At 68.3% G+C, this 17,079-nt stretch carries 18 protein-coding genes; 2 read left to right on the forward strand and 16 right to left on the reverse strand.

Annotated elements, in window-relative coordinates; all coding sequences use genetic code 11:
- Positions 1-108: 108 nt before the first annotated feature.
- The 7 genes from FK219_RS07035 to FK219_RS07065 all read right to left on the reverse strand — a co-directional run bounded on the left by FK219_RS07035 (position 109) and on the right by FK219_RS07065 (position 5,899).
- A complete protein-coding gene (locus FK219_RS07035; RefSeq protein ID WP_152583493.1) occupies positions 109-345 on the reverse strand; it encodes a hypothetical protein in 237 nt (78 codons plus the stop codon).
- Positions 346-436: 91 nt separating this feature from the next.
- The gene (locus FK219_RS07040) at positions 437-865 is read right to left on the reverse strand and encodes a GNAT family N-acetyltransferase (protein WP_152583494.1); all 429 of its coding nucleotides are present in this window, start codon (positions 863-865) and stop codon (positions 437-439) included.
- A 1-nt stretch (position 866) separates the two neighbouring features.
- Positions 867-1,283, reverse strand: a complete 417-nt coding sequence (gene ctaF, locus FK219_RS07045) for an aa3-type cytochrome oxidase subunit IV (RefSeq protein ID WP_152583495.1) — start codon at positions 1,281-1,283, stop codon at positions 867-869.
- A gap of 10 nt (positions 1,284-1,293) precedes the next feature.
- A complete protein-coding gene (gene ctaD, locus FK219_RS07050; RefSeq protein WP_152583496.1) occupies positions 1,294-3,030 on the reverse strand; it encodes an aa3-type cytochrome oxidase subunit I in 1,737 nt (578 codons plus the stop codon).
- A 6-nt stretch (positions 3,031-3,036) separates the two neighbouring features.
- Entirely contained in the window at positions 3,037-3,900 is an 864-nt protein-coding gene (ctaC, locus tag FK219_RS07055) for an aa3-type cytochrome oxidase subunit II (protein ID WP_152583497.1), read from the reverse strand.
- Positions 3,901-4,067: 167 nt separating this feature from the next.
- On the reverse strand, positions 4,068-4,415 hold the full coding sequence (locus tag FK219_RS07060; RefSeq protein WP_152583498.1) for a HesB/IscA family protein: 348 nt from the start codon (positions 4,413-4,415) through the stop codon (positions 4,068-4,070).
- A gap of 56 nt (positions 4,416-4,471) precedes the next feature.
- The gene (locus FK219_RS07065) at positions 4,472-5,899 is read right to left on the reverse strand and encodes a dipeptidase (RefSeq protein ID WP_152583499.1); all 1,428 of its coding nucleotides are present in this window, start codon (positions 5,897-5,899) and stop codon (positions 4,472-4,474) included.
- Positions 5,900-5,945: 46 nt separating this feature from the next.
- Between FK219_RS07065 and FK219_RS07070 the strand changes: the two genes are divergently transcribed.
- Entirely contained in the window at positions 5,946-6,548 is a 603-nt protein-coding gene (locus tag FK219_RS07070) for a DUF3043 domain-containing protein (RefSeq protein WP_246299179.1), read from the forward strand.
- Here FK219_RS07070 and FK219_RS07075 read toward each other — a convergent pair.
- Genes FK219_RS07075 through hisD form a run of 3 tightly spaced genes read right to left on the reverse strand, consistent with a single transcriptional unit; the run spans position 6,545 to position 9,455 of the window.
- Positions 6,545-7,639 (reverse strand): quinone-dependent dihydroorotate dehydrogenase, encoded by a 1,095-nt coding sequence (locus FK219_RS07075; protein ID WP_152583501.1) that lies wholly within the window; start codon positions 7,637-7,639, stop codon positions 6,545-6,547. The two genes, FK219_RS07070 and FK219_RS07075, sit on opposite strands and share 4 nt — an antisense overlap.
- On the reverse strand, positions 7,614-8,081 hold the full coding sequence (gene nrdR, locus FK219_RS07080; protein WP_152583502.1) for a transcriptional regulator NrdR: 468 nt from the start codon (positions 8,079-8,081) through the stop codon (positions 7,614-7,616). The genes FK219_RS07075 and nrdR overlap by 26 nt, the downstream gene beginning before the upstream one ends.
- Positions 8,082-8,141: 60 nt before the next feature.
- Positions 8,142-9,455, reverse strand: coding sequence for a histidinol dehydrogenase (gene hisD / locus FK219_RS07085; RefSeq protein WP_210416791.1), 1,314 nt, complete (start codon positions 9,453-9,455; stop codon positions 8,142-8,144).
- 67 nt (positions 9,456-9,522) lie between these two features.
- Between hisD and FK219_RS07090 the strand changes: the two genes are divergently transcribed.
- Positions 9,523-10,032, forward strand: coding sequence for a flavin reductase family protein (locus FK219_RS07090; protein WP_152583503.1), 510 nt, complete (start codon positions 9,523-9,525; stop codon positions 10,030-10,032).
- Between the two features lie 10 nt (positions 10,033-10,042).
- On the opposite strand, the gene dnaE is transcribed toward FK219_RS07090, so the two are convergent.
- The 6 genes from dnaE to FK219_RS07120 all read right to left on the reverse strand — a co-directional run bounded on the left by dnaE (position 10,043) and on the right by FK219_RS07120 (position 17,077).
- Entirely contained in the window at positions 10,043-13,558 is a 3,516-nt protein-coding gene (gene dnaE, locus FK219_RS07095; RefSeq protein ID WP_328821635.1) for a DNA polymerase III subunit alpha, read from the reverse strand.
- Between the two features lie 81 nt (positions 13,559-13,639).
- On the reverse strand, positions 13,640-14,563 hold the full coding sequence (locus FK219_RS07100) for an RluA family pseudouridine synthase (RefSeq protein WP_152583504.1): 924 nt from the start codon (positions 14,561-14,563) through the stop codon (positions 13,640-13,642).
- Between the two features lie 49 nt (positions 14,564-14,612).
- Positions 14,613-15,410: a DivIVA domain-containing protein gene (locus FK219_RS07105; protein WP_152583505.1), complete on the reverse strand. Its 798-nt coding sequence runs from the start codon at positions 15,408-15,410 to the stop codon at positions 14,613-14,615.
- A gap of 125 nt (positions 15,411-15,535) precedes the next feature.
- On the reverse strand, positions 15,536-15,838 hold the full coding sequence (locus tag FK219_RS07110; protein ID WP_152583506.1) for a YggT family protein: 303 nt from the start codon (positions 15,836-15,838) through the stop codon (positions 15,536-15,538).
- A 56-nt stretch (positions 15,839-15,894) separates the two neighbouring features.
- A complete protein-coding gene (locus FK219_RS07115; protein ID WP_152583507.1) occupies positions 15,895-16,365 on the reverse strand; it encodes a cell division protein SepF in 471 nt (156 codons plus the stop codon).
- A gap of 31 nt (positions 16,366-16,396) precedes the next feature.
- Positions 16,397-17,077 carry a YggS family pyridoxal phosphate-dependent enzyme gene (locus tag FK219_RS07120; RefSeq protein WP_152583508.1) on the reverse strand — a complete coding sequence of 227 codons (681 nt, stop codon included), beginning with the start codon at positions 17,075-17,077 and terminating at the stop codon, positions 16,397-16,399.
- Positions 17,078-17,079: the final 2 nt, after the last annotated feature.

A 17,079-nucleotide genomic window follows, 5' to 3' on the forward strand; every position in this document is an offset into this window, starting at 1 on the left:
CGGAGACTCTCGTGGAAAGGCCAGCACAGGCTGGCAGGCCGACCGCGCCCTCACATCCGCGACCCCGCCCGCTCCGCTACCGCAGCCGACCTGAAGCCGGACGGTGGATCAGGGCTGAGACGAGTACGCCTGAAGGAAGTCCTCCCTCGAGATCGCCTCGCCGTCGATCTCGGCGACGACCTCGGGAATGCTCGCCAGGTCGGGTGCCCCACTCTCCTGCTGCTCACTCGACGAGTCATCCGCCGAAGACGTGTCCTCGTCCGTCGACGCCATCGTGCATCCCGCGATGCCGAGAAGGCAAAGAGCGGCTCCTGCCGCCCACACGGTGGTCGTTCGTCTGGTCATGCCGTCGTCCCTTCACGTGCGTACAAAGGGACGACTCTACGAGGATGAGCCTTGGTGACGACTGAGGCGGTGGAGCAGTGGCGGGAGCCGCCTAGAAGACCCGTCGCATGTATTCGGCGTTCTGCGTGTAGCCGAGTCGGTCGTAGAAGCCGCCGGCTCTCCGAGCGGCGACGGTGAGCTGGCGTACACCACGGCGCACGCACTCGGTCTCGACGGCATGCACGAGCTGCGTACCCAGATCCTGCCCCCGCACCGCTTCATCCACGGCGATCTCCTGCAACTGGGCCGAGAGTCCGTTGGTCGACAGAAGGCGGGCGACCGTCGTGAGCGCGTAGCCGCTCACCGCCCCCTCGTCGTCCTCCGCCACATAGAGGAAGGCGCCGGAATCGTCCGCCCCATCCACGAGTGCCGCGAAGCTCTCGTCGAAGGCCGCTCGAACGGGCACGAAAGCCGCGCCGAGCTGCCGTACGAGGGCGAACACCGCGTCCGCATCAGCGGAGGCCGCAGAACGCACGATCATGTCAGCGCCCGAAGTTGCCGCGGTAGTACTCGTACACCCAGCCCACGAGGGCGATGAGAGGGATGACGACCGCGTAGCCCACGATCCAGAAATCGATCGCCAGACCCAGGAAGACCAGTGCGGCACCGCCGGCGAGGACGACGGGCCACCAACTCCACGGCGGGAAGAAGCCCTGCTCGGCATCGCCGTCATCGATGTCGGCGTCACCACGGTCCTCCGGCAGCTCGCCACCCTGATTGCGGTAGACGAGTCTCAAGTAGAAGGCGATGAACACCGAAAGCACGGCGCACAGGCCCAGGGCCACGGCGCCGACCCACTCGACCTGGCCGGTGTCGAGAATCGACCAGCCGACGTAGATCGCGGTCAGGGCGACGAAGAAGACCAGAAGGATCCAGAACAGGTTGATGTTCGTCTTCATGTCGGGCCGCTCACTTCACCTTGTCTTCGCTGATGTCGTACGTGTCCGCATCCGGGGCGTCCTTTGCCGGACCGATGCCCATGGGCATTCCCGCCTCCGGGTGGTTGAGGTCGAACGCCGGCGACTCCGATCGGATGCGCGGGATCGACGAGAAGTTGTGCCGCGGCGGCGGGCAGCTCGTCGCCCACTCGAGCGAGCGGCCGTAGCCCCACGGGTCGTTGACCGTCACCTTCGGGGCGCGACGCGCGGTGATGTACACGTTGAGGAGGAACGGGATCATCGACGCCGCGAGCAGGAATGAGCCGAAAGTCGACAGCTGGTTCATCCAGGTGAACCCGTCTTCGACGAGATAGGTCGCGTAGCGGCGGGGCATGCCCACGACTCCGAGCCAGTGCTGCACCAGGAACGTCGCGTGGAAGCCGATGAACAGGGTCCAGAAGTGGATGTGGCCGAGACGCTCGTTGAGCATCTTGCCCGTCCACTTGGGCCACCAGAAGTAGAAGCCGGCGAACATCGCGAACACGACGGTGCCGAACACCACGTAGTGGAAGTGGGCGACCACGAAGTAGGAGTCGGAGACAGCGAAGTCGAGCGGTGGCGAGGCGAGGATGACGCCCGTGAGCCCGCCGAATACGAAGGTTACGAGAAACCCGAGCGCCCACACGATCGGTGTCTCGAAGGTCACCGAGCCGCGCCACATCGTGCCGATCCAGTTGAAGATCTTCACACCCGTCGGCACGGCGATGAGCATCGTCATGAGCGAGAAGAACGGCAGCAGCACCGAGCCGGTCACGTACATGTGGTGGGCCCACACCGTGATCGAGAGCGCCGCGATCGCGATCGTCGCGTAGACGAGCGTCTTGTACCCGAAGATCGGCTTGCGGCTGAATACGGGGAAGATCTCGGAGACGATGCCGAAGAAGGGTAGAGCGATGATGTATACCTCTGGGTGCCCGAAGAACCAGAATAGGTGCTGCCAGAGGATCGCTCCTCCCGTCGCCGCATCGAATACGTGCGAGCCGAACATCCGGTCGGAGCCGAGGGCGAAGAGAGCCGCGGCGAGCACCGGAAACGCCATGAGGACGAGCAACGAGGTCACGAGGGTGTTCCACGTGAAGATCGGCATGCGCCACATCGTCATGCCCGGAGCGCGCATCGTAATGATGGTCGTGATGAAGTTCACAGCGCCGAGGATGGTGCCGAACCCGCTGAGGATGAGCCCAAAAACCCACATGTTGCCGCCGAGTCCCGGGGTGAAGGTCTGGGAAGACAACGGTGCGTACGCGAACCATCCGAACGAGGCCGCACCCTGCGGCGTCAGGAATCCCGCAACGGCGATGAGCGAGCCGAAGGAGTACAGCCAGTACGCGAAAGCGTTCAGGCGCGGGAAGGCGACATCAGGAGCGCCGATCTGGAGGGGCATGAGCACGTTCGCGAAGCCCGCGAAGAGCGGCGTCGCGAACATGAGGAGCATGATCGTGCCGTGCATCGTGAACAGTTGGTTGTACTGCTCCTTGGTGGCGACGACCTCGAGGCCCGGCGCGAAGAGCTGAACGCGAATGACAAGCGCCAGCACGCCGCCGATGAGGAAGTACACGAACGACGTGATCAGGTACATATATCCGATGGTCTTGTGATCGGTGGAGGTGATCCACCCGACGAAGACGTTGCCCTTGCGCCCGACGGTGGGAGATACGTGACCGGGCTCGCTCGTCGAGACGGTCGGCCTGGGTGCGGTCGTAGTCATGCCCGCCTACTCCTCTTCCGTGATGCCGGTCGTGCCCGGCAGGTTCGCGTTGGTGTTGAACTCTTCGCCGACGCTGCCGACGTTGCCCTGAGCCCGCAGGACGTCCATCTGGGCGTCGTACTCCTCCTGGGAGACGACCTCGACGTTGAACAGCATGAGCGAGTGGTACTCGCCGCACAGCTCAGCGCATTTGCCCGCGTACGTGCCCTCCTTCTGAGGGATGAAGTACCAGTAATTGGTCTTGGCGGGAATCATGTCCTTCTTGTACAGGAAATCGATGATCCAGAACGAGTGGATGACGTCGCGCGACTCGATCTTGATTTCGACCTTCTTGTCCACGGGAAGGTACAGGGTCGGTAGCGCGTCGACGTCGATCTCGTTGTTCGGGCCCGTCTCCTGAGCCTGGATGCCCTGGTAGAAGACGTCGTCGGTGATGTAGTTGAAGTCCCATGCCCAGCGCTTGCCGTAGACCTCGATCGTCACGTCGGGGTCGGCGAGCGGTGCTTCGATCTCGGCCTGGTCGCGCGCGGTGAAGGCGAAGAAGCCGAGGACGAGGATGAGGGGCACGACCGTGTAGAAGATCTCGATCGGCATGTTGTAGCGCAGCTGCACCGGCAGGCCGGTCTGGCCCTTGCGGCGGCGATAGACGATCGCCGCCCAGATGATGAGGCCCCAGGTGATGGCGCCCACGGCCAGGAGGACGATCCAGGACGTGACCCAGAGACCGATGACACGGTCGACCTGGTTGGTCGTGCCGGGTTCGGTCGGCAGCCAGCCGAGGGTCTGCTGCGTCGTGCAGCCCGCGAGGGCGACCGTAGTGACGATCGCGAGCGGTATGGCCGTCAATCGAAGACGTCGGTTGGAGCGCACCGGTGACCTCTCGAGCTGGGGAGCGGGGAACCGTTTCAGTCTATGTCACCGCGCCCTGCGGAACCGCCCTGCGACGCTCCGAGATGACTGCCAAACCGGTGCACGAACGACAGAAGGGCACCCTCATCAGATGAGGATGCCCTGCTCTCGGGTCTGGCGGGAGAGCCTCAGTGGAAGCTGTCTCCGCACGCGCAGCTGCCGCCCGCGTTCGGGTTGTCGATCGTGAAGCCCTGCTTCTGGATCGTGTCTTCAAAGTCGATCGAGGCGCCTTCGAGGTAAGGGACGCTCATCTTGTCGACGACGACCTCGACACCATCGAAGTCACGACGGCTGTCGCCGTCGAGCATGCGCTCGTCGAAGTACAGCTGGTAGATGAGCCCCGAGCAGCCGCCGGGCTGCACGGCGAGGCGCAGACGGAGGTCGTCGCGACCCTCCTGCTCGAGCAGCGAGCGGACCTTCGCGGCGGCCGCGTCGGTGAGCGAGACGCCGTGCGTGCTGGTCATCGTGTCGGTCATGAGACCTCCTAGGTATCGGGAAAGCTGACCCTCAGTGTACGCCTCTCCCCCGCGCGCTACGGCAGACTCACGGCTCCGTCCAGGCGCGCCAGCAGGAGAGCCTCAGTGAGGATCGCCCGGTGGAACACACCGAGGTGGAGCGACTCGTTGGGACTGTGCGCCCGCGTCTCCGGATCCTCCACGCCCGTCACGAGCACCTGAGCCTCGGGGAAGGTCTGCGCGAGCTGCGCGATGAAGGGGATCGAGCCGCCGACGCCCGTGAGCTGCGGCGTCTCGCCCCACGCCTCCTCCATGGCCGTGAGCACGTCGTCGACGGCCCAGCCCGAGGTGTCGACGAGGAAGGGGTCGCCGAGATCGACCGCCGAGAACGTCACGTGCGCCCCGAACGGCGTGCGTGCTCGGATGTGGCGCTCGATCGCCATGAAGGCTTCCCGCGCGGATTGGCCCGGCGCGACGCGGCAGCTGACCTTGACGGTCACCGAGGGCAGCAGGGTGTTGGACGCGTTCTGCACACTCGGCGCATCGATACCCGTCACCGTGATGGCGGGTTGCGCCCAGAGCCGGTGCAGGATCTCGCCGCGGCCGATCGACGAGACTCCCTCGAGAAGAGCCGCATCCTCACGGAGACGCACCTCCGTGAAGGGCGGCACCTCCTGGGTGTGCGAGGTGAGGCCCTCGACCGCTACGGCGCCATCATCGTCGTGAAGGCTCGCGAGCACGCGCACCAGGGCGAGCATCGCATCGGGCGCGGCGCCACCGAGCATGCCCGAGTGGGATGCATGGCCGAGGGTGGAGACGTTAAGCTGGAAGGCCGTGTTGCCGCGCAGGCCGATGGTGAGCGAAGGCGTCGTCGTCGTCCAGTTGTCGGAGTCGGCGACCACGATGACGTCCGCCGCGAGGAGCTCTCGATGCGCGGCGAGCATCGCCTCGAACGATCGTGACCCGAATTCCTCCTCGCCCTCGATGAAGACGACGAGACCGAGGTCGGGGTCAGAGCCCTGCACCTCCAGGAGCGCGCGGATCGCGGCGACGTGTGCGAGCACGCCCGCCTTGTCATCGGCGGCCCCGCGCGCGTAGAGCCGGTCACCGCGCAGGGTAGGCTCGAAGGGGGGCGACTGCCAGTCCCCCTCCTCCCCCGGGGGCTGCACGTCGTGGTGCGCGTAGAGCATGACGGTCGGGCGACCCCCTCGGGGCTCCCGGCGGGCGAGAACCGCGGGCTGACCCAACTCACCCGAGCCTGGCAGCGGAGCGCGCTCGATCGTGACCGTGTCGAACACGCCGAGATCGGTCAGGAGCGCGGCGACCGTCTCCGCCGACTCCTGGACGTGGCGGGGATCGAAGCCGTCCCACGACACCGAGGGGATGCGCACGAGCCTCGAGAGGTCGGCGATCGCCGCGGGGAGTCCGTCGCGCACGGCATCCGTGAGCCGCTCGCGGATCTCGGTCGGGGTCGACGGGCGGGCAGGACGAGCGTCGGAGGTCATGCCGGTAATCTTAAGACCCTGCCCCACAACGGAAGGATGTGCCCCCGTGGCCGCCCGAGACAAGACGAACGCCGAACCCACCGGCTCCGAGCAGGCGAGCGCCGACGCCGTCGAGCAGAACCCTGGCCCAGCATCCACGAGCAAGGGCCGCCCCACACCGACGCGCAAGGAGCGCGAAGCCGCCCGCAAGCGACCCCTCGTGCCCGATGACCGCCGCCAGGCCCGCAAGGAGGCTCGGGCGAAGATGAACGCCTCGCGCGAGCGCGCCCGCATCGGCATGGCTGCCGGTGAGGAGCGCTACCTGCCCCAGCGCGACAAGGGGCCGCAGCGCAAGTTCGTGCGCGACTACGTGGACGCCCGAACGAGCCTCGGCGAGTTCCTCATCCCCGTCATGTTCCTCGTGATCATCGCGACCTTCATCCCCTCCCTCGAGGCGCAGACCATCTCGATCCTCGTGCTGTGGGGCTTCTTCCTCGTCGCCATCATCGATTCCGTCGCGCTCTCGTGGCTCGTCAAGCGGAAGCTGACGAAGAAGTTCGGCTCCGCCGAGAAGGGCGTGGGGTTCTACGCCGGCATGCGCGCACTGCAGTTGCGCGTGCTGCGCCTGCCGAAGCCCCAGGTCAAGCGCGGCGAGTTCCCCGTCGTCTAGGCCGGCGAGTTCCGCTCGGCCGCGACCGGTCGGCGCAGCCGTGCGAGGCCGCGCGTGATGCCGCGGGCCCACAGCGGCCCGCGGTAGAGGAAGGCCGTGTAGCCCTGCACGAGCGTGGCGCCCGCTTCGAGGCGCGCCGCGACATCCTCCGCCGTGTCGACGCCGCCGACCGAGATGACGCAGAAATCGGCCGGAACGGCGGCCCGCACGCGCCGTAGCACGGCGAGCGAGCGAGCGGCGAGGGGCGCACCGCTGAGCCCCCCCTGACCCGCCTCGGCAACCAGCTCGGGGCTCGACTGCAGGCCGGTGCGCTCGATGGTCGAGTTGGTCGCGATGATGCCCGCGAGCCCCACCTGCACCGCGATATGCGCGAGCTCGTCGATCGTCGCGTCGTCGAGGTCGGGGGCGATCTTCACGAGGACGGGTGTCGACCCGGCCTCCTCGAGCACGCACCGCAGGAGGGGCTCGAGTCGCTCGCGGGCTTGCAGCCCGCGCAGACCCGGCGTGTTGGGCGAGCTCACGTTCACGGCGAGGTAGTCGGCGACGGGGGCCAGGAGGCGCGCGGAGGTGCGGTAGTCCTCGAGCGCATTCTCGACCTCCACCACGCGGCTCTTGCCGAGGTTGGCGCCGATCACGGGTCGCCGAGCGCGCGATCGCTCCCGCCGCAACCGCTCCGCCGCCTGCGCGGCACCCCGATTGTTGAAGCCCATGCGGTTGATGACGGCACGATCGGCGAGCAGCCGGAACAGCCGCGGGCGCGGATTGCCCTCCTGCGGTACCGCGGTGACGGTGCCGATCTCGATGTGGTCGAAACCGAGTGCGTACAGGCCCCGGATGCTCCGCGCATCCTTATCGAATCCGGCAGCCATGCCGAACGGGGAGTCGAAGCGCAGCCCGAGCGCGTCCACCGCGAGAGACGGGTCGGGGCGCGTGGCTCTGCGCAAGAGTCGCGTGAGACCGAGCTGAGGGATGGCGCGGATCGCAGCCACCGCGAGGCCGTGAGCGCGCTCGGGGTCGAGTCGTGCGAGCACCCCGCGGAACAGGAGGTCGTAGAGCGTCACGCGTTCAGGCCTCCGCCGCGCGGGCCGCATCCTCGCGCCGCAGCCGCGCGATGGCCTCCTCGAAGTCGTCGAGGTTCTCGAAGGCCTGGTAGACGCTCGCGAACCGCAGGTAGGCGACCTCGTCGAGCTCGCGCAGCGAGGGCAGGATCGCGAGACCGATGTCGTTGGCGTCGAGCTGGGAGGCGCCCGTGGCGCGCAGGGTCTCCTCCACGCGCTGCGCGAGCAGGGCGAGGTCGGCGTCGGTGACGGGCCGACCTTGGCACGCCTTGCGGACTCCGGTCACGATCTTCTCGCGAGAGAAGGGCTCGGCGATGCCGCTGCGCTTCGTGACCGTGAGGCTCGCCGTCTCGGTCGTGCTGAAGCGCTTGCCGCACTCCGGGCACTGCCGGCGTCGCCGGATCGCCAAGCCGTCGTCGCTCGTGCGCGAGTCGATGACACGGGTGTCGGAGTGCCGGCAGAAAGGGCAGTGCATGGTGGCCTCAGCCTAGTGGAGCCCGCAGCGCTGCTCGGGGACGCACGGCTGCTCGGGACATCAGCCGCGCTCAGGGAATCGCGCCCGCACAGCATCCCCGTGGGCGGGCAGCTGCTCGGCGGCGCTCAGCTGGAGCACGTGCTCGGCGACCTCGGCGAGGGCGTCACGGGTGTACTCGACGATCTGCTGCGGACGCAGGAACGTCGACGCGCTGAGCCCCGCGGAGAACCGCGCGTGCCCGCCTGTCGGCAGGACGTGGTTGGAGCCCGCGACGTAGTCGCCGAGACTGACCGGCGTGTGGTCGCCGACGAAGATGGCTCCAGCGTTCGTGAGCAGCGGCAGGATGCCCCCGGCATCGCGCACGTGCACCTCGAGGTGCTCGGGCGCGTAGGCGTTGCTGAACGCGGCCGCCTGCGCCAGGTCGTCGACGAGCACGATCGCCGACTGGGGGCCGTCGAGAGCCGTCGCGACCCGGTCGTGGTGATGCGTGGCGGAGACAGCTGCCGGGAGCGCGCTCCGAACGGCCTCCGCCAGCCACTCGTCGTCGGTCACGAGAACGCTGCCGGCGAGCTCGTCGTGCTCGGCCTGGCTGACGAGGTCGGCGACGACGAGCGTCGGCGATGCGCTCCCGTCCGCGATGATGAGGATCTCGGTCGGGCCCGCCTCGGAGTCGATGCCGACGACGCCCTGCACGGCTCGCTTGGCCGTCGCCACGTAGAGGTTTCCGGGGCCCGTGATGACCTGCACCGGCTCGAGGCCGATCTCGGTGACCCCGTAGGCGAGCGCTGCGATCGCGCCAGCGCCGCCCATCGCGTAGACCTCGTCCACACCCAGCAGAGCGGCGGCGGCGAGGATCGTCGGGTGCACGGAACCGCCGAAGGTGGACTGCGGCGGCGAGGCGAGCGCGATCGAGGGCACGCCCGCGACCTGCGCGGCCACGACGTTCATCACGACGCTCGAGGGGTAGACGGCCTTGCCGCCGGGCACGTAGAGTCCCACGCGATCGACGGGCTGCCAGCGCTGCACGATGCGAGCACCCGGGGCGACCTCGGTGATGCGCTGCTCGGGCACCTGCGCCGCCGACGCGGCGCGCACCCGCTCGATCGCGACCTCGAGCGCCTTCCGCACGCCAGGGTCGAGCGACTCGAGGGCGCTCGCGAGCGCTGCGGCGGGCACGCGCACCGAGGTCGGTCGCACGCCGTCGAAGCGCTCCGCCTGCGCGAGCAGAGCATCCTCACCCCTCTCGCGCACCTCCGCGATGATCGCCGCGACAGCGTCGACGGCGGAGCCGACGTCACTCGTCGAGCGCGGCACGAGGGCCAGCAGCTCGGCGGTCGAGAGCTCCCGGCCGCGCAGATCAAGAGTCGTCATCATGGCGCCATCATGCTATCCGGCGCCGAACCGGGAATACCTCCGAGCCGGCGTGGTTGAGTGGGGTGTGATGACTGAGACGACCGACACCGCCGACAGCACGGGCTTCGACGCCTTCGCGCAGGCATTCCGGCGCCACGCCGCCGGTGTCGCCGCGATCACCGCGCTCGATGCGAGCGGACGCCCGGTCGGGTTCACGGCGACCTCGCTCGCCTCCCTCGCGGCCGCTCCCCCGCTCGCGACCTTCAACATGGCGCGCGTCGCGAGCTCATGGCCGGCCATCGAGCAGACCGACCACGTCATCATCCACATGCTCGGTGCCCGCAACAAGGGTCTCGCCCAGAAGCTCGCCGCGGACCACGACGAGCGCTTCGTCGGCGACCACTGGGCGCCCGGCCCCCTGGGCCTCCCCCTCCTGCACGACGTGACCGGCTGGATGCTCGGCCGCATCGTCGCGCGTGTGCCCGTCGAGGCGAACGCCATGATCGCGGTGCAGATCCTCGAGGGAGCACTCGGCGAGCCCGACGAGGCCCTGCTCTACCACGAGCGCGAGTACCGCACGCCGGGCCAGCCCGCCTAGTCGCCCGCGGTCAGGCGAGTGCGCGAGGGCCGAGCAGGCTCTTGACCTCGCCGAAGAACCCCGCGCTCGGGTCGACGCGATGCGGCAGCTCGAACACTCGCGCGGTGTCCTCGCGCAGCAGCCGCAGCCGCACCTCCGTGCCGCCGCGGTGACGGCCGAGCACCGAGTCCAGCTCGCTCAGCACGTCCACCGTCGCCCGGGCCTCTCGCAGCGTGAGCACGAGCGGGCCCGTGTCGGTCGGCAGGCCCAGATCGGGCAGCTGCAGGGAGTTCGCGTGCAGGGAGACGCCATCGTCACGATGGTTCACGCGGCCGCGGATGACGACGATAGTGTCCGAGGCGAGCCGAGCGCCGAACTCCTGGTGCGTCTTGCCGAGGAACATGACGGAGACGTCACCGCCGAAGTCCTCGACGACGACGGTCGCGTACGGGTTGCCCGACTGCCGCGCCACCTTGTGCTGCACGCTCGTGATGAGCCCGGCGATCGTCACCTGCTCGCCGTCCGCGGGCGGGCTCTCGTGCAGCTCGGCGATGCTCGTGCCCGCGAGGCGCGCGAGCTGCTGCTCGAGCCCCGCGAGGGGATGATCGGAGACGTAGAGGCCGAGCATCTCGCGCTCGAAGGCCAGCTTGTCCTTCTTCGCCCACTCCGGTCGATCGGGAACGTGCTCAGACGACTGGTCGGCCTCCTCGAAGAGCGAGTCGAAGTCGAAGCCGATGTCGCCGGCCTCCTCCGCGCGCTTCTCCTTCACGGCGGCCTCGACGGCGCTCTCATGGATCTCCACGAGAGCACGGCGGGTAGAGCCCAACGAGTCGAACGCCCCGGCCTTGATGAGCGACTCGATCGCGCGCTTGTTGGCGACCGGGCCCGGAACCTTCTTGAGGAAGTCGTAGAAGCCCGTAAAGCGCCCCTTCTCCTCCCGGGCCCGGCGAATGCCGTCCACGACGTTGTGGCCGACGTTGCGCACGGCGCCGAGCCCGAAGCGGATGTCATCGTCGACGGCCGCGAAGAAGCCGATCGACTCGTTGACGTCGGGCGGCAGCACCGTGATGCCCATGCGGCGGCACTCGTTGAGGTAGATCGCGAGCTTGTCGCGCGAGTCGCCGACGCTCGTCAGCAGGGCCGCCATGTACTCGGCCGGGTAGTGCGCCTTGAGGTACGCCGTCCAGTACGAGACGACACCGTAGGCGGCGGAGTGGGCCTTGTTGAAGGCGTAGTCGGAGAACGGGACCAGGATCTCCCACAGGGTCTTCGTCGCCTCCGCCGAGTACCCGTTGGCGGCCATGCCCGCCTCGAAGCCCTCGTACTGCTTGTCGAGCTCCGACTTCTTCTTCTTGCCCATGGCGCGACGCAGCAGATCGGCTTGCGCGAGCGTGTAGCCCGCGAGCTTCTGCGCGATCGCCATGACCTGCTCCTGGTAGACGATGAGGCCGTAGGTCGTGCCGAGCACCTCCTTGAGGGGCTCGGCGAGCTCGGGGTGGATCGGGGTGATCGGCTGCCGGCCGTTCTTGCGCAGGGCGTAGTTCGTGTGGGAATCGGCGCCCATCGGGCCGGGTCGGTAGAGCGCCAGGACAGCGGAGATGTCTTCGAAGTTGTCGGGCTTCATCTGGCGCAGGAGCGAGCGCATCGGCCCGCCGTCCAGCTGGAAGACACCGAGGGTGTCGCCCCGGGCGAGCAGCTCGTACGCGCTCGTATCGTCGAGCGCGAGATCCTCCAGCACGAGGCGCTCGCCCCGGTTGCTCTCGATGTTGTCGAGCGCGTCGTCGATGATCGTGAGGTTGCGCAGCCCCAGGAAGTCCATCTTGATGAGCCCGAGGGACTCGCACGCCGGATAGTCGAACTGCGTGACGATCTGGCCGTCCTGCTCGCGCTTCATGATCGGGATGATGTCGATGAGCGGCTCGCTCGACATGATCACGCCGGCCGCATGAACGCCCCACTGCCGCTTGAGGTTCTCGAGCCCGAGCGCCGTGTCGAAGACGCGCCGCGCCTCGGCATCGGTCTCGATGACCGCGCGGAAGTCGTTCGCCTCCTTGTATCGCTCGTCGCTCTTGTCGAAGACTCCGGAGAGCGGCATGTCCTTGCCCATGACGCTCGGTGGCATCGCCTTGGTGAGCTTCTCGCCCATGCCGAAGGGGAAGCCGAGCACGCGCGAGGAGTCCTTGAGAGCCTGCTTGGCCTTGATGGTGCCGTAGGTGACGATCTGGGCGACGCGCTCATCACCGTACTTCTGGGTCACGTAGCGGATGACCTCGCCGCGTCGGCGGTCGTCGAAGTCGACATCGAAGTCGGGCATCGAGACGCGGTCGGGGTTGAGGAAGCGCTCGAACAGGAGCCCGTGCTGGATGGGGTCGAGGTCGGTGATGCGCAGAGCGTACGCGGCCATCGACCCCGCACCGGAGCCGCGGCCCGGCCCCACCCGGATGCCGTTCTCCTTCGACCAGGTGATGAAGTCGGCGACGACGAGGAAGTACCCGGCGAAGCCCATCTGCGCGATGATGCCGATCTCGTAGTCGGCACGCGCCCGGACTTCCTCGGGGATGCCCGCGGGATACCGCTGCGCGAGCCCCGCGTCGACCTCCTTGACGAACCAGGAGTCCTCGGACTCGCCCTCCGGAACAGGGAACCGCGGCATGTAGTTCGCGCCCGTGTCGAAGCGCGTGTCGACGCGCTCGGCGATGAGGAGCGTGCTGTCGCAGGCCTCGGGATGGTCGCGGAAGAGCTCGCGCATCTGCGCCGGGGTCTTGAGGTAGAACTCGTCGGCGTCGAATTTGAACCGATTGGGGTCGTCGAGGGTGCTTCCCGACTGCACGCACAGCAGGGCCGCGTGCGAGCTCGCGTCGCCCGCGTGCGTGTAGTGCAGATCGTTCGTGGCCACGAGCGGCAGCCCGAGATCCTTCGCGAGGCGAATCAGGTCGCCCATGACGCGACGCTCGATGCCGAGCCCGTGATCCATGATCTCGACGAAGTAGTTGTCCCGCCCGAAGATGTCGCGGAACTCCGCCGCGGCCTCGACGGCCCTCTCGTACTGGCCGAGGCGGAGGCGGGTCTGCACCTCGCTGCTCGGGCACCCCGTCGTGGCGATGACCCCCGCGCTGTAGCGGCTGAGGAGGTCGCGATCCATGCGCGGCTTGAAGTAGTAGCCCTCGATCGAGGCGAGCGACGACATGCGGAAGAGGTTGTGCATGCCCTGCGTGGTCTCGGCGAGGAGGGTGATGTGCGTGTAGGCACCGGCCCCTGAGACGTCGTCCTCGCCTCCGTTGCCCCAGCGCACCCGTGTCTTGTCGGTGCGGTGCGTGCCCGGCGTGAGATACGCCTCCGTGCCGATGATCGGCTTCACGCCCGCCTCGGTCGCGGTGCGCCAGAAGTCGAACGCGCCGAACATGTTGCCGTGGTCGGTGACCGCGAGAGCGGGCATGCCCTGCTGCGCGGCCTCGGCCACGAGCGGGGCGACGCGCGCCGCGCCGTCCAGCATCGAGTACTCGCTGTGCACGTGAAGGTGGACGAACGAATCGGCTCGAGGGGTCACGGCGTCTTTCGGGTCGAGGCGGGTCGGCGGACCCTCAGTCTAGATCGACGCCGCCGGACGGCGGTCGCATCGTGGGGCGCGTCACGACTCCCGCAGAACGTCGAGGGCCCTCTGCAGATCATCGGGGTACTGCGAGCGGAACGAGACGGCCTCACCGCCACCAGGATGCTCGAACCCGAGCAGCATGGCGTGCAGCCACTGACGGCTCAGGCCGAGTCGCTCGCTCAGCACCGGGTCTGAGCCGTACATCGCGTCGCCCACGCACGGGTGGCGCTGCGCGGCCATGTGGACGCGAATCTGATGGGTGCGCCCGGTCTCGAGGTGCACCTCGAGGAGCGAGGCCGCGCGAAACGCCTCGAGCGTGTCGTAGTGGGTGATGGAGGATTTGCCGCCCGCGACGACAGCGAACTTCCACGCGGAGCTCGGGTGGCGCCCGATCGGCGCATCGATCGTGCCGGACGAGGGGTCAGGATGGCCCTGGACGACCGCATGGTAGACCTTGTCGACCTGGCGATCGTGGAACGCCCGCTTGAGCCCTCGGTAGGCGCGCTCCGACTTGGCCACGACCATGAGTCCACTCGTGCCAGCATCGAGTCGGTGCACGATTCCCGCCCTCTCCGCGGGGCCGGAGGACGCGAGCGTGTAGCCACCCGCGGCGAGGGCACCGAGCACCGTCGGGCCCGTCCAGCCCACCGACGGGTGCGCGGCGACGCCGACGGGCTTATCGATGACGACGAGGTCGTCGTCATCGTGGACGATGCGCAGATCGGCGACCTCGCGCGGCTCGACGACGGGCGCGCGTCGAGGCTCCCACGTGACCTCGAGCCACGCGCCGGCCGTCAGCCGGTCGGACTTGGCCGCGACGCGGCCGTCGACGAGGGCACCCCCGACCTCGATGATCTCGACGGCCTGAGAGCGCGAGAAGCCGAGCAGTGTGGCGAGGGCTACGTCGATGCGCTCCCCCGCTCGACCTTCGGGAACGGGAAAGGAGCGCGACTCGGTCACCGTCGCGCTCCTCTTCTCGTGCTGATGGTCGTCGAACGACTCCTGCTGCTCAGGAGCCGTAGCCCGGGAACTGCCCGGGAGGCGGCGACTGCGGGGCGGGCTGGGACGGCGCCGAGCCCGGGTACTGCCCGTAGGAGGGCTGAGGGCCGGAGTCGCCGAAGCCCGGGGCGGAGCCGACCGCGGCCGACGAGGCCATCGCGGGCTGGGGAGCAGAGGCCTGCGGAGCGGACGGCTGCGATGCAGCGGCCTGCTGCTGGCTCGAGCCTTCGAGCTCCTGCAGCTGGGACTGGATGTACGTGCGCAGCTGGGCGCGGTACTCGCGCTCGAAGACCCGGAGCTCCTCGACGCGCTGCTCGAGGGCCACGCGCTCCTGCTCGAGGGCCTGAAGCTGACCTGCCTGAGCGCTCTGCGCCTCGTTCACGATGCGGGAGGCCTCGGCCTGACCCTCGGCGATGATCTCGTCGCGCTTCTTCATGCCGTCGCGCACGTGCTCCTCGTGCAGGCGCCGGGCGAGCTGCAGCAGGTTGTTCGTGTTCTCCGACTCGTCGGCCGCGGGCGCACTCGCGAGAGGTGCCGGTGCGGGTGCCGGGGCGGGCGTCGGTGCGGGCACGGGGGCCGAGGCGGGTGCCTCCATCGCCGCCTGCGAGCCGCCTCCGCGGTGCAGCTCCGCGATGCGGGCGTCGGCGGCGACGAGACGCTGGCGCAGCTCGTCGTTCTCCTGCGTCAGACGGCGAAGCTCGACCACGATCTCGTCGAGAAAGTCGTCGACCTCGTCCTGGTCATAGCCCTCGCGGAACTTGGTGGACTGGAAGCGCTTGTTGACGACGTCCTCGGGCGTGAGTGCCATGTGCGTCACCTCGGTACTTTCTGGAGCGAGTGGATAACGATGGAGTAACGCTAGCAACATCTCGTCACATGCGTCACATCCGCGCCACCAGAGTACAGCCGCGCGGGAGGTCTGTCAGTGCGTACTCAGCGAGCACTCACGAGCGACATCAGGATGAGCAGGACGATGAGCACGATCGTCCAGGCGAAATCGAGCCGGATGCTGCCGATCTGGAGCGGGGGAATCACGCGGCGCACGAGCCGGATGGGCGGGTCCGTGATCGTGTAGACGACCTCGGCGAGGATCACGACCGCGCCCTGCGGCCGCCAGCCGCGGTTGAGCGCCTGAATCCAGTCGAGCACGAACCTCCCCCACATCGCGATGAAGACGATGAGGAGCGCGACGTAGATGATGTTCAGAATCACGGAGAAGACAATCGGCACGGTCATCAGTCTTTCAGGTCACGCTGAGCGTTCGGGCCGACCCGACCGCTTCCGACCGCGGATCAGTCGTGTGCGAGGAACGAGGCGTCCACGTCGGGCTCGACGTCGGCCGCATCGCCGCTCACGGCCACGTGGGCGGGTGAGAGGAGGAACACCTTGCTCGTCACGCGCTCGATGCGACCGTACAGGCCGATCGAGAGACCGCTCGCGAAGTCGATGAGGCGCCGGGCATCCGGCTCGTTCATCTGCGTGAGGTTCATGATGACCGGGATGCCCTCGCGAAAGCTCTCGGCGATCGCCTTTGCGTCGTTGAAGCGGCGCGGGTGCACGGTGAGTATCTCGTTCATGTCGTGGGACGGCGCCGAGCCGCGCGTCGACGACGGCCGCCGCAGCGGCGTGACCGGTGCGCGCTGCCCTGAGCTCGAGGGGGCGGCGGGCGCGGCCGGTGCGTGCGCGGCGGCACTCTGCTCGTACTCGACCTCTTCGTCGGCGAGGCCCAAGTAGACCATGGTCTTGCGCAGCGGGTTGCTCATCAGTCGTCCTTACGTCGTGACGCCTCCGAGATTAACGGTCGGAGGGTCGGTTTCCGGTGATTGCGGTGCCGATGCGCAGGTGTGTCGCGCCCTCGGCGATGGCGTCCGCGAAGTCTCCCGACATGCCGGCTGAGATCTCAACGGCCTCGGGGGCGATCCGGCGCACGACCTCCGAGTGCTCGCGAAGACGCGCGAAGGCACGCCGCGGCTCCTCGTCCCGCGGCGCCACGGCCATGACCCCGCGCAGCGTGAGGTGGTCGGAGGCCAGCACGCGCTCGGCGAGGTCAGGAAGCTGCGCCGGCTCCGCGCCGCCTCGCCCCGGGTCGTCGGTGAGATTGACCTCGAGGAAGACCTCCACCGGGGCCTCCGCCCGGTCGAGCGCACGCAGGAGCGACGAGCGATCCAGCGAGTGGATCACGCGGCAGTACTCCGTCACAGCGCGAGCCTTGTTCGACTGCAGCTGCCCGACGAAGTGCCAGGTGAGAGGCAGGTCGACGAGCTCCCCAGCCTTGGGCTCGGCATCCTGGTGGCGGTTCTCGCCGATGTGCTGCACGCCGAGGGAGTGCAGCTCACGCACGAGGGACGCGGGGTGGAACTTGGTGACGACGATGAGCGTGAGGTCCTCGCGCGAGCGACCGGCATTCTGCGCCGCAGCGTCGATCGACGACACGACGCCCTCGTATCGCGCGCGCAGCTCCGCATCGACCTCCACGG

Source organism: Microcella pacifica (assembly GCF_009371975.2).
Classification (GTDB): domain Bacteria; phylum Actinomycetota; class Actinomycetes; order Actinomycetales; family Microbacteriaceae; genus Microcella; species Microcella pacifica.